This window comes from Mesorhizobium sp. WSM4830, assembly GCF_055811495.1.
On record NZ_JBVVQI010000030.1, the window covers coordinates 55,918 to 68,036 of the forward strand.

General features: G+C 55.2%; 9 protein-coding genes and 1 pseudogene. 5 read left to right on the forward strand and 5 right to left on the reverse strand.

Annotated elements, in window-relative coordinates; genetic code table 11:
* The first annotated feature begins 5 nt into the window (after nucleotides 1-5).
* Nucleotides 6-923 carry a CehA/McbA family metallohydrolase gene (locus AC0L2Y_RS28305; protein ID WP_473561031.1) on the forward strand — a complete coding sequence of 306 codons (918 nt, stop codon included), beginning with the start codon at nucleotides 6-8 and terminating at the stop codon, nucleotides 921-923.
* 1,257 nt (nucleotides 924-2,180) lie between these two features.
* Here the strand turns inward: AC0L2Y_RS28305 and AC0L2Y_RS28310 are convergent.
* From AC0L2Y_RS28310 to AC0L2Y_RS28325, 4 genes are all read right to left on the reverse strand, one after another.
* Nucleotides 2,181-3,005, reverse strand: a complete 825-nt coding sequence (locus AC0L2Y_RS28310) for a MurR/RpiR family transcriptional regulator (RefSeq protein WP_473561033.1) — start codon at nucleotides 3,003-3,005, stop codon at nucleotides 2,181-2,183.
* A gap of 255 nt (nucleotides 3,006-3,260) precedes the next feature.
* Nucleotides 3,261-5,084 carry a hypothetical protein gene (locus AC0L2Y_RS28315; RefSeq protein WP_473561035.1) on the reverse strand — a complete coding sequence of 608 codons (1,824 nt, stop codon included), beginning with the start codon at nucleotides 5,082-5,084 and terminating at the stop codon, nucleotides 3,261-3,263.
* Nucleotides 5,085-5,257: 173 nt separating this feature from the next.
* The gene (locus tag AC0L2Y_RS28320) at nucleotides 5,258-6,922 is read right to left on the reverse strand and encodes a pyridoxal phosphate-dependent decarboxylase family protein (protein WP_473561037.1); all 1,665 of its coding nucleotides are present in this window, start codon (nucleotides 6,920-6,922) and stop codon (nucleotides 5,258-5,260) included.
* Nucleotides 6,919-7,092, reverse strand: a complete 174-nt coding sequence (locus AC0L2Y_RS28325) for a CCE_0567 family metalloprotein (RefSeq protein WP_473561038.1) — start codon at nucleotides 7,090-7,092, stop codon at nucleotides 6,919-6,921. Before AC0L2Y_RS28325 ends, AC0L2Y_RS28320 begins: the two co-directional genes overlap by 4 nt.
* 104 nt (nucleotides 7,093-7,196) lie before the next feature.
* On the opposite strand from AC0L2Y_RS28325, the gene AC0L2Y_RS28330 reads away from it, so the two are divergent.
* From AC0L2Y_RS28330 to AC0L2Y_RS28345, 4 genes and pseudogenes are all read left to right on the forward strand, one after another.
* Entirely contained in the window at nucleotides 7,197-7,553 is a 357-nt protein-coding gene (locus AC0L2Y_RS28330) for a hypothetical protein (RefSeq protein ID WP_473561039.1), read from the forward strand.
* Nucleotides 7,554-7,906: 353 nt separating this feature from the next.
* Nucleotides 7,907-8,168: pseudogene (locus AC0L2Y_RS28335) on the forward strand (transposase); the annotation flags it as partial.
* 692 nt (nucleotides 8,169-8,860) lie between these two features.
* Complete coding sequence (locus AC0L2Y_RS28340) at nucleotides 8,861-9,742, forward strand: 50S ribosomal protein L11 methyltransferase (RefSeq protein ID WP_473561041.1); 882 nt, start codon at nucleotides 8,861-8,863, stop codon at nucleotides 9,740-9,742.
* A 321-nt stretch (nucleotides 9,743-10,063) separates the two neighbouring features.
* A complete protein-coding gene (locus tag AC0L2Y_RS28345) occupies nucleotides 10,064-10,615 on the forward strand; it encodes a GNAT family N-acetyltransferase (RefSeq protein ID WP_473561042.1) in 552 nt (183 codons plus the stop codon).
* A 510-nt stretch (nucleotides 10,616-11,125) separates the two neighbouring features.
* Here the strand turns inward: AC0L2Y_RS28345 and AC0L2Y_RS28350 are convergent.
* Nucleotides 11,126-12,007, reverse strand: coding sequence for an isocitrate lyase/phosphoenolpyruvate mutase family protein (locus AC0L2Y_RS28350; RefSeq protein ID WP_473561048.1), 882 nt, complete (start codon nucleotides 12,005-12,007; stop codon nucleotides 11,126-11,128).
* Nucleotides 12,008-12,119 lie beyond the last annotated feature (112 nt).

Consider the following 12,119-nt stretch of genomic DNA (forward strand, 5'->3'; position numbering starts at 1 on the left):
CAAACATGGCTACACTTGCGCCTTTCTCGTTGCCCGGTCGCTTTCTGCGTGGCAATTTGCATACGCATTCCGATCGCTCGGATGGCAAACTGTCTCCCAAACAGGTGATCGCAACCTATCGCGATGCAGGGTACGATTTCCTCGCCATCACCGACCATTTTTTGGCGGTGTTCCAGTGGCCGTTGGTGGATACCCGCAGCTTTCAAAGCGCGCGCTTTACCACCCTGCTCGGCGCCGAATTGCACGCACCGCGGACCGAGATGAGCGATATCTGGCATATCGTTGCCGTGGGACTGCCGCTTGACTTCGCCCCGGCCGGCCCCGACGAAGACGGCCCCGCTTTGGCCCGCCGTGCCCGCGCAGCCGGTGCTTTCATCGGCATCGCCCATCCAGCCTGGTACAGCCTGTCGCTCACCGACGCTGAAACGCTCGACGCCGCCCATGCGGTCGAAATCTATAATCACGGCTGCCATCTCATGCATGACAAGGGCGAGGGGGGCTATCTTCTCGACGGCATGCTGGACAAGGGGCATCGTCTCCTGACTTATGCCTGCGACGACGCCCATTTTAAGCTTCCGGATTTTGGCGGCGGCTGGATTGAGTTGAAGGCAAATGCCAATGAGCCGGAGACAATTCTGAACGCCCTCAAAGACGGGCATTTTTACTCGACCCAGGGCCCTCGCATCGATGAGATCGCGATCGCCGCGGATTCAGTTGAGGTCGTCTGTTCTGCTGCCAAGGGTGTCCTGGTCGCCGGCCAAGGATACCTCTCGGCCTACCATTTCGGCACCGGCCTAACGCGGGTGAGCCTGCCGCTTGAATCGCTTGCGGAAAGCCCCTGGTTGCGGGTGATCATTTTCGGCGAGGACGGAAAGAGAGCATGGTCCAACCCGATCTGGAAAGACAACCTCGTCAAAGCATAACCGTAACTGGGTCATCTGCGACTCCCGGGGTCGCAGGTCTTCTGAGCGTACTCCAGACGGCGCGCGCCCGTCCGTGGTTCACCTGACCCGGTGACAACGGCGTCGAGATCGCTCAAGTCATTCGCGACGAGACGACGGCATCGCGCTTGGCTACAAGGAAGCGGAAGCAGCTCTCGCCGACATGGCTTCGTAGGTTCGCGCACTCCTGCCGAAGATCAACTGAGCCACACCTCCAGGGGCGCCGTCGCCTGTGCGGCGTCCCTTGCTGATATTCGCGGATTTTTCTCATGAAACTCATTCACCTGACCGACCTTCACTCTTCGGCTTCGATCCTGCCGAGACGTGACCCATTCCGTGAGAAGAACCATGCCTTCTCCACGTCGATCGGGAGTCCAGCGTACTCGCCAGCGCGCAGGACTACGGCACGCTCGGCGTCGGTTCGGTCCCCAGAAGACACGAAAGCATGGGCCTCGACGCCTAAGTGCTCGATCCGTGAGACTCGAGCCGGTATCGCTGTAGGATGTTTCCGGTCAACCAGAGATCCCAGTTCGGACCGGAACGCAATGGTCCAGGCTCGTCGGAGCCAATGGCCATCCCGGAGAACTATCTTGGGTTCCAACGGTCACCGCACCGTTGACCGGGCGCCCCCTATGGGGAGTGCGTTGAGAAAGGTTTGGGTCAGAAAGCGGCCAACGTCGAGGTCGACCGGATCGCCGGTGGCGCGACGTGGCCAGTCTCGCAGCCGAACATCACCGCCACACGATCCGAAAAGGCAGCCGCCTCCGCTTGATCATGGGTTTCTAAGAGCGCCGCCCCCAAAGACGAGCTATCTCACTCCGCGTATGCATGCGCAGTCCGGCATCGAGGTTGGCGAGCAGTTCGTCCATCAGGAAGATCTTTGGCTTACCCACTATCGTGCGCCCCAGTGCCACGCGCTGCCGCTGTCTACCCGAGAGCGCCGCCGGGCACCGCCGGGCGCCGATCAAGAAGCATGTCGAGCTTTAGCAGCGCGGAGGTCTCCCGGACCCGCTCCTCGATCGCGTGCTGGCGTTCGGTGGCTCCGGGCAGCAGAGCGGGTGCAGCAATACATCGTATACACTCAGATGCGGATAAAGCATGTAGCTCTGGAACACGAAAGCTAGGTTGCGATCCTTCGGCGGCTATGTGGAGGTCCAAAACTGCCATTCCGGTTCCTTTCGGTTGGCGGCAGCTGTAGTGGAGTGTTATTTCATCTTCATGACAGAATGGAGTTTAGTTTCATTTTTTAGGCAATCGCTCCATGGCTTGCCCCAATGGCAGCATTAGGCTTTCGATCAAGAAGATCTTTCCGACCATCGGCGTCAGCATTGCACCGATCGGGAGGTCATGACGGCTCGACGCTTGCAGGTTAAAGTCTGCCGCTTCACCCAGGGGGCTGCGCGCGCGGTTGGTGATGGCGACGGTCAGTGCTCCCGCGGAGCGCGCGCCCTTGAGAAACTGCACGGTGTCAACCGACAGACCGGAGATCGAGAAGCCGATCGCCACACATCCCGGACCGAGCCCGTTGGCGACTTCGTGAGCCATGTTCGAACTTCTGAACGCCAAGGCTGTAAGCCCAACACGCAAGAGCCTATAGGCAAGCAATTCAGCCGCCACACCCGACATGCCCACTCCGTAGAGGTCGATCCTTCTGCTTGCCGCAAGCGCCGCGGCGACCGCCGCGAGGCTTTCGAGATCCGTATTGCTGTGTGCGATGCCGAGGTTTTGCGCCATGGTGTCATGCAGTGACTGCAGGGCGCCGTCCTCATTTTCAGGACCAGCGGGAGGCAGTCCCAGACGGCCGATTTCTGCCGCCAGCGCAAGCTTGAAGGCGCGAAAACCGGAAAAGCCGATCTGCCGGCAGAGCCGCAGTATGCTTGCTTCGCCACTACCCGCGCATTCACTTAACTCGGCGACTGATTGGTGCAGCACCTTTTCAGGGTTTTCAACGATGTACTTGGCAATGCGAGCAAGCGCATTCGGCAGAAGATCAATGTCCTCCTGCAAGCGAGCCAGGATGCTCTCGTGCCGTGCCGCTGTCGTTGCGGGTGAGGTGATGCTCATTGCCAAGATACCTGTTCCTTATGAGGCCGAAGAGCCGAAGAGGAAAACAGAAGTCGTTTCCTTAGAAACCCAAAATGTCTCGGTACGAGATAGCATAGTCGCGAGGTCCGGGGCTGGCTTCCCGCGCGTTATGTCGGTGGCCGCTTAACTGACGTGGACTCATGGAATCTGTCTGTGTCTTCAGATTGCTTGCTGGTATTCTACCCAACGCGATCCGTATCGTGTGCTATGCGGCGAGGTCAGAGCGAAACCCACCTACAAAAATGCACTGGTTGGAAGCTGTAAGTCCTTGGCGAGAGCTTCAAGCGCTTTAGTCAACTCGGACGCTGTAGACGGATCATCTATCTCATATGCGGATAGCGCAGCAATCAAAAGATCTGAGCACCGAAGCGATGTCTCTATTCCGAACGCTTGATATATCGCTTCTAGCTGATCCATTGCCACCACACTTTTGCACCCAACTATAGCGCTAGCGCGGGCTAACAATGCCCGCGCGGCGAACCAAACGTTTTTTGGGGTCAAGGCAAGGCCGGTTACTTCGTACTTCCCAAGCTGAAGAACAATAGGAAGATTTCGGCCCAGCGCGCTTAAAGGCCAAGCCTCCTCCCGGGGATCAATATGTCTGAGCTCCAGCCACTCGAGTACATCCCGGCTCCAGGTAGCAGTTGAGATATCTTGCTCCCGCGGCCGCGCCCAACTTCCTTCCGCATGTAACATCAAACAGGATAGAAAACTTGAGACAAGTCGCTCAAGTTGGTCACACCCAAATGGATGATTATAGGAGCTAATTTCAAAGTCTATGTCACTGCGCACTGTCATTAGGTGCTGCGATATAGAACCCCGTAACAGGAGTTGGTAATGAGAAGCCAAGTCGAAGGAAGCACAGCAGGCATCCCATATGGTTCTAATTATATGCAGCACGGAGCGAGATCGCTCCGTCGCCGCATGGATACCTATCTCTGTCTGGAGCGATCGGACTTTTTCGATGCTGCAGCTTGCCGGGCTCAAAACAGTGTGCGTTGCATTCGCTTGAATGTCCCATTTTGTGTCATCATCAAACAACACAAGCATTGCGAAGGCAACATGATACTTGAGCCATTCTACACGATTCTCGACAATTGCGCCCTCTTGGGATAACAGTGCTGCCTCTACATTGCGTGTGAAAAATATAAGAAATTGCTTAAATTCGTCGTCTCCACGCATCCGGCGGAACTTAGAAGCAGTTGCGGCATAAAGAACATCAAGCGGCGATCCGAACAAATCTGTTACGAGGTGGCCTACTTCTTGGGGGGAAAGGATGCTTATATCGTTCTCAACAACTGGTGCCTCGCTGCCGAACGTGACGGTTTGGCATACCTCGCGTATAGCGGCTTCGGGCATGGCGAGTACTGAAATTGCTTTGAAGGCGAGTTCAAAGTTATCAAGGGGCTGCTCCTCAGAGCCAAAACCGACATGGTCGCATACGAATGATAGAGCCGAATCTGGATCCCGGAATGCTCGTGCCCAGTTTAGCGCGATAGTCATTCTCGACAGAGGTGCCCAAGAGATGTTGGCATTGTCGTGGACAATTAGATCTTCCCAATCAATTGCGTAGAACTTCTTGCCGCAAATGGGAATGAGATTTCGAGGAGCCAGCCCCGCCCACTCAAGTCCTAACCGACGCAATGTCAATAGAAGGTTAGAGAGTGTTTCTCTTGACACCATATGAGCGTAATAATTCTCTTCGTGAAGAGTTTTACCAACGTAACGGCTTACCAGCCAATGCCCATTTTGTGTCTGAATCAGCCGAGGAACAATAGGAATAAGTGGACAGTTCGAAAGTCGTTCTCTTGCCAATAATGCGTTTTTGCATTCGCTGGACACGATTTCCTCTTGCGACCGTTTCGCGACAAAAATCGTTTCATCGAAAGCGAAGAGCCGAAAGTTGTCCTGGAAATCAATTAGTTCCCTATTGCATCTGAATGGATACAGATCGGGAAAACATTCGGCTTCTGTTACGGCGGCCTGCAAGGACGGTGCTTTTATTGTGCGCGGCGTGAACGGCGCGTTCTCTCTCCATGCTTGCAAGGCTATTTGCATATTTTTACATCCGCTCTGGAGGTTGTATACCTAACAGAGATTTGCCCGAGTGGGATTGGTATCGAGTTGGATGTCAATACACGCTGTATTTGCAGGCAACGTTGTAGTATGTCGTCTGCCGCACAGCATTAAGGCGAATTTGTCGTGCCCGGTAAACGTGACAGCGAAGGACCCTACCATGAGGCAGGACTCGCTGTGTTGTCTATCGCCAAGTCTAGATTCGTTTTCTCCGATATGTTCTGCCTAAGCCACTGACAGTGCGGTAGAGCAACCTCCCGAATTTCATGCCAGATCTCGATCCTTGTCCCTGGGTCAATTGACGTATGACCTATTGCCATAGCGGCGGCCTCATACTTGCGACCGGAGCCAAGGCCGATTCGATTATCAAGATCGGCCAACGTGTAACTGTCTAGGCATACCTTGCCGCGTCTATACAGGTCTTCGCTAAAATTGCGTGTTGCCAAACTAACTAAATTGGCGAGCCTCGTACTCTCGACGTTGTCGTCACGGTACTGCTGTAGCACCTTCATTAAATCATGCGGTAAAAGTACGAAAGCCTGTCTGTAGAAGATATTGCTGTTCAGGAGGCAGAACATTTGTGTAGCCGCAAGGTCCGATGTCATGGACGCGTTCAGCGATGAGCGAGCGTCAATTGCGTCAGCGATGCCGCTCAGTCCCAGATGCTTGATCAGAAGCCATAATTTGAGCGAGTGGAAACCGCGGGAACCCAAAAACGGTGTGATTAAGCCTAGATCGAGGTTACCTGGATCATCAAACTTTTGCGGGTATCTGCAGAATGGTTTTAGTGACGAAGCATCCTTGAAAAGGACATAACTTGATGGATACGGGACAAAAAGACCCTTGTGAGGATCCAACGAGACTGAGTCCGCCTTTTCGATCCCAGAGACGAGCGCCCTATGCCTCTCGGAGAACAGAAGGCTTCCACCATGACAGGCATCAACATGAAGCCACAGTCTATGTTCATCGCAGATCTCGCGCAACGAGTTGATCGAGTCAATATTGGCAGTACGACAATTTCCCGTTACGCATACAACTGAAAATGGCTCTCGGTCAGAAGGGCAATCGCGCAGAACCTCCTGTACTGAGTGTGGGTCAGTCGTATAGTCGTTGGTTGCATTGCACCAAAGAATATTATCTACTCCGATGCCAAGGACACGCGCTGCTGCAGCGAAAGAGAAGTGCTCTATTCCTCGTGCGAGAACGAATGTAGGCTTCTTTGTGTGACTTGCGAGACCCTCTTTTGCTGCGTTCGGAAAATGGTTCTGCATCGCAGCTAGGAGAGCTATATGGTTCGACATGTTCCCGCCGGTAGTCCAAAGCCCTCCAACCTGAGCCAGGGAAAAGTCAGGCCGGTTCATATCTGATGTCTGATACCCGACTAGCTGTCTGAGCCAAGAAATTAGCTGTATTTCTATCAATGATGCGGATGGCGCACTCCGGTCGACTGCGATAAGGTTTTGGTTCAAGAAGGGAATCAATAAGTCGGCTGCAATAGCACCCACACTGTTCCCTGTGTCCGGGAATGCCAGATAACGCTTGTCATGTTGAGCTATAGCCGGGTGTACGACTTGGCGCAGCAAGGTTTGTAGCAGCTCGCTGTATGTAAGACCGTTGAGCGGGAGCGGCTCCGCGATGAGAGATTTGAGGTCTTCTAACGCTGTGTAATTCAGGACGCCGCCAGCTCTAAGCTCGGCGCCGGATACGAACTGCAGGCCTATTTCGAGTATGTCATTGAAAAGCTGTCGCTGCTCGGAAGTGACTGTATTTCCTAAAAACGCCTTGGCATACGCTGCATCTCGAGATGAATGAAGGTTCATCTCCCTCTCCCCGATTCGGCAAAAACGTCGGACTGTTTTTCGGCGATCGCCTTGATCTCGGTACAGTTTGCCGGAAGATCCTCGGCCAGGTCGCGCAATTCCATCTTGGCATTTGCCGCACGCGACCGCAGCTTGCAGACCTTCTTCTGCAGCTCCTCTAGGTCTGACATGATCCGTTCCTCGATATCCGGTTCCATCACGAAGCCGACCCGGCGGAGGCCGATGTGGTAGTTGCGGTGCTGCGACCGGGAGTATTGCGATCCCGCGCGGCGAGATGCAGAACGTTATCCTGCGCCTTCGAGTTCAGGATAAGGCGGCCATTAGAGTCGCAGCTGGCCATCAAGAGTTCCTGCGCAAGGGTCGACAAGGGCGGCGAGCTTGTTTGGTAGGGACGGTTTCGCCGGGGCCTCCTTCCCATAGAATGCTATTTGATGCGGATTTGACATTCTTGCTTTTCTTTCTTCGTTCTATCGATCGCGGCATCATCGAGATGAAGGTCGGTCGGCGGCTCCCGGCTCGCAACGAAGGAGTTTCAAAACTCGTGCCAATTTGGCCGACCCAGCAGAAGAAAAACATTGTGATTGCTTTTCAGCGGGTTAGCATGACGCCAGATAAGAGCTCGGCGAAATAGGCCGGTGTCGCGGACCCGACAAAGGCGACAGAACAGTGTCGGACAGTACGGTCGTCAGACGCCAGACCGGCGACACCTTCTTTATCAGTTGTCCTGTCCTGGAATGATGGCAGGCCACCTGACCGTATTGAGCCATAGGGGAGGCCTCCTGGTTGGCTCAAGGTTCACGTTCTTGCTGCGTGCCTCGTTACCGGGTCTTTGGGAACAAAATCGCGGAAGGAACGCTGGGCCCCGCACGGATCCGTAAGCGCAGAATTCCCGGATCCGGCGTACCTCGGGTATTTGACCGCGACCGGCCACGCGGCCAAGATCACTAGGCCAGTGACTGGCTCCCACGACCCACCTTCACCCTTCTGATCGCCGGCTTCCATTCCATGATCCGCAAGAAGGTGCCCGACAATTTGGAACCGTGGATCGCTGACGCCAGCAAAAGTCTCATCGCGTCTTTCGCCAAAGGCATCATTCGCGAGCACGCTGCCCTCCGCTTGCGATCACCGAACCGTGGTCCAACGGACAAACCGAAGGCCAGATCACCAAGCTCAAGCTGGTGAAAAGCCAGATGTACGGGCGGGGAAGCTCAACCTTTTGCAAGCCAGGCTGATCGGCGCAACATGACGTCAAACTCCATCGAGAGTGCGTCAGACCCGAAAGGCGCTCCCAGCCCTTGTGCAACTGGACGTCCCGACGACGAACATCGCCGCACTCGTTCTTTCCCTCAATCGCGATTGTCCATTCCACCGCCATCTCTTTCTCTCCGGGCAAAGCGACACTGATGGACTGCTCCGGCCTAACAAACCGCGGATGATCTCGTGTTCGGTGACACATTTGATGAGGGCGACCACGATCTGCAAGCGAGACAGGCGAAGATAACAGTGTCGGGGATTCGACAAAAACCCGACAGTGGTATCAGGTGCGGGACCGAATTCCCAAAATGGCAGACAGATATTCCTTTGTACTCTCACGTAGGCATGTAGGCATGTAGGCGCTTGAAAAACAGGTAGAAATGTTCTCTGAGCCGTTTCTGTGTGACTGGCACGATTGTTGCTGCTCCCTCGTCGCGAGTGGAATATTCATTCGCTCTTCAGCAGAGGCTTGCCCTCACAGGGAGATCTACAATGCGTGCGACGTGGAAGACGTTGTCCCACATTGACTACGCGCTGTGCCGTTCTTGAAGTTGAGCCCGGCGCAAGAACACTTTGTGGCCCGGTTGAATAGCTTCATACGCCGGACTGCCCGTTCTCGATCTTCGTCCACGATGAGATCGTTGGCTTTTATTCACCCACCGTGAGTTTTTTGAGGATATTAAAATGAACGAAGTCGCATTACGCGATCACGCAGAGTCTAAAGTTCCCAGGTGGCACTTCATAATGATGCGCGACTCCGTTAGAAATGCAGCAATAGAGGCGGCGATAGCCTCTTGTAGTCTCAGCGGAAAGACTGTTGTTGAAATCGGAACGGGCGCTGGCCTTCCGGCAATGCTCTTCGCCAAGTATGGGGCTCGAAAAGTATTCACATGCGAAATGGACGAGCGAATTGCTGACGCGGCGCGGGAGATTATCCGGGCGAACGATTTGCAGGATCGCATCGCGGTGATTGCAAAGTCCTCAAGGCAGGCGATTCTGGACGGCGACCTTCCTTCGGCGCCTGACATCATTTTTACCGAAACATTGGACGCTGGAGTAGTTGGTGAGGGATATGAGGCGATCGCGGAAGACATCCGCCAAATCGCCAGTCCCACTACAGTAGTGATGCCAGAGCGGGTTCAGCAACTCGGTTTCCTCTGCACTGACAGCCAAGCCTTTGAGAATAATTCCGTCTTTAATCAATGTGGGTTTGATCTGTCCGGTTTTAATTTGTTTGCCGAGCGTTCATATTTCCCAGTGAGCCAGATACTGCACGAACCGGTATGTCTCTCGCCAACTGTTCTTTTCAGGAGCTATGACTATCTAAATCCGGGCGCGTTGGATCCGGTAGAACATCAAGTCATAGTGTATAGTTCCGGCCTTTGCCACGGAATGACGTCATATTTTGACGCCCATTTTGGGAAGTTCCTAGTCTCTTCTAGAGAACGGAGGAGCCATTGGCCAACGGCTTTCCATCCTTTACGAGAACCTATATCGGTCGAATCTGGGCGGCGCTATTCTTTGAGAGGCGATAAATCTGGGTTGATCGATTTGGTTTCGATATGAATGGATGAACAAACTTGTACAACGCGTGGATTTCTGCCCAGCTACCTCAAGCGCGCGAGCGGCGACAAGCGACGTTTGGATTATGGGAGTGGCCTGCCCCATGAAACAAGGCGTAAACGTTCGCCGCCCGGTCAGAGAAGTTGCAGAATCTTCAGCACGACAACACTGTCTCGACCCACTTCATCTTTCGAGTGTCAATGCGAATACTAGAGATTTCTAGCCTCCTCACCCCCAAGACCCGCCTTTCAATGTACCATTTTGGGCTGGTGTCGAACGTGGCAAGTCTGGAAGCTCGGCCCATATCACGCGAGATTTGATCTCATGCAGCTCGGTACCCTTCCTGTCTTAGAAGGCAGCAGCATCACTCTCCGCCGAGCTCAGAGCCATGATGCTGAGGCTCGCTTCAGATTAGGCGATGCCCCGGAAATCCTGGAAATGCTCGGCGTCAGCCCGGATGCAGCCCGGGCTCCGACTCCCGAGAGCGCGGCAAGATGGGTTCAGAACCTTATTGATCATCCAAGGGCATGGGTGATCGAGACTGATCGGCTAATTGGTGAGGTGCGCCTCGATCGGATCGACATGCAGGATAAACGCGCCTCTCTGGCGATTGGGATACTTGATCCAGACTGCCTTGGGAAAGGCTTGGGAACTGAGGCAACCATGCTCGTGCTCGGCCACGCGTTCCGCGATCTGAAACTTCACCGGATTTCCATCCGGGTCCTTGCCCACAACGCGAGAGCCATCCGGTCTTATCAAAAGTGTGGTTTTCTGATCGAAGGTCGCGAGCGCGAAACTGCGTTTGTCAACGGCCAGTGGTATGACGATTTCATCATGGGGCTATTGGAACATGAGTTCAACCCCCCTCTGCCCTAGCCTAGAGTACAGGACCGTTGTCCTTCCGCCCGGCGTCCCAGCGATGAGTTGCCGAACCCCACCGATATCCTACTGTCGCTTGCTACGTGGAGAGCGGCAAAGCGCGCCTGATCATGAGAGATCCAAGCCGATCAATGTCGTCATCGGGCTACGCTATTTCAGGAGCAATTGCTCACGCTATTATTCTGGCGCGGAGCAGGGCTCCAACGAAGCAACTCTCACGTTCCACCATATCCATCAAGGGGCGCGACGGTCGAGGCTCTACCTTGGCGGGCCTTTGAAGGTCCGCCAAGATAGCTGGGTTCTGACGTCAAGAAACTACGCTGCCGGGCGCGTCGCAGAAATCCTAGGCGAGCGCGCGCTGACCGCGTTCCAAAAGTTAATGATTTGAGATGTTGAAGGATGGCACAGCAGTCATGGTCAAAACCTCAAACCCACCGGTATAACGTAGATCGCGAAACTCAATGGGAAACGCGCCTTCGGCGTGTAGTAACTTCACACAACATGCATTCATTGCTCCCTCCCCGCTTCCCCTTCCGAAGGTCCGACATTCGCAAGGAAACGTTTGTCGTCGGCCTTGGTCTTCGCCATGCCCTGAAGCCGGAAGACCTCCTCGACCGGAACGATGTCACTGTGGACGTTTTGTACGCCGCCATCGGCGACGATGCGGCGGAAGGTTTCCTGCATGGCGGTCGTGGCGGCGCGGATGCCATAGTTGCCGTAGATTACCATGCGGATGTTGCCGAGCGCCTGGATACGTGTGGCATCGAGCTCCGGATAGGCATTCGGCACGATGGTAAGGGGCACGTCGCCGTCCCAGGCCCGCGCGAAGCTCTCAATCTCGGAGGGATCCTTTTTCTTGGAATGGATCAGGATCATGTCGGCCCCGGCTTGCGTATACGCCCTGGCGCGCTTCAGGGCCTCTTCCTCGCCGAGACCGGCGATCAGCGCCTCGGTGCGGGCGATGACCAGAAAATCCGGATCGAGGCGGGTATTGACAGCGGCTTCGATCTTGCCCCGGAACTCCTCGACCCGAAGCAGTTCTTGCCGGCCGCCGGCGGCGAGACTGGTGACCTTCGGGAACGTCTTGTCCTCGATGACCACCGCGGAGGCGCCGGCGCGCTCATATTCGGAAATGGCATGGATCACATTGATCGCATTGCCATAACCGGTGTCGATATCAGCAACGATCGGCAGCGACGACCGGCCGGCGATCGCCTGCAGCATGTCGAGGTGCTGCGTCATCGAAATGAGGCTCATGTCCGGCAGGCCGTAAAGGGCGGAGAGCTCGAAGCCCGAGGCCCAGAGGCCGTCAAAGCCCGCTTCCTCGGCCAAGACGGCCGAAAGCGGGCTGTGGGCGGCCATGATGTGGACGAGGCCGCGATCGGCCATGACGTTAGCCCGGTCGGACCTCGACAGCTTGCCCGGGCCGTTCGGCAGGCCATGTCCTCGCTTACCTGCTCGGCAACGAGCCCCGGTCAATTCCGGCAGTTCAGTCAACTTT

Bases quoted from the DNA above. Each gene is read 5' to 3' on its own strand.
- AC0L2Y_RS28305 (WP_473561031.1), top strand. From the start codon at position 6: ATGGCTACACTTGCGCCTTTCTCGTTGCCCGGTCGCTTTCTGCGTGGC.
- AC0L2Y_RS28310 (WP_473561033.1), bottom strand. From the start codon at position 3,005: ATGAGCATCACCTCACCCGCAACGACAGCGGCACGGCACGAGAGCATC.
- AC0L2Y_RS28315 (WP_473561035.1), bottom strand. From the start codon at position 5,084: ATGCAAATAGCCTTGCAAGCATGGAGAGAGAACGCGCCGTTCACGCCG.
- AC0L2Y_RS28320 (WP_473561037.1), bottom strand. From the start codon at position 6,922: ATGAACCTTCATTCATCTCGAGATGCAGCGTATGCCAAGGCGTTTTTA.
- AC0L2Y_RS28325 (WP_473561038.1), bottom strand. From the start codon at position 7,092: ATGTCAGACCTAGAGGAGCTGCAGAAGAAGGTCTGCAAGCTGCGGTCG.
- AC0L2Y_RS28330 (WP_473561039.1), top strand. From the start codon at position 7,197: ATGCAGAACGTTATCCTGCGCCTTCGAGTTCAGGATAAGGCGGCCATT.
- AC0L2Y_RS28340 (WP_473561041.1), top strand. From the start codon at position 8,861: ATGAACGAAGTCGCATTACGCGATCACGCAGAGTCTAAAGTTCCCAGG.
- AC0L2Y_RS28345 (WP_473561042.1), top strand. From the start codon at position 10,064: ATGCAGCTCGGTACCCTTCCTGTCTTAGAAGGCAGCAGCATCACTCTC.
- AC0L2Y_RS28350 (WP_473561048.1), bottom strand. From the start codon at position 12,007: ATGGCCGATCGCGGCCTCGTCCACATCATGGCCGCCCACAGCCCGCTT.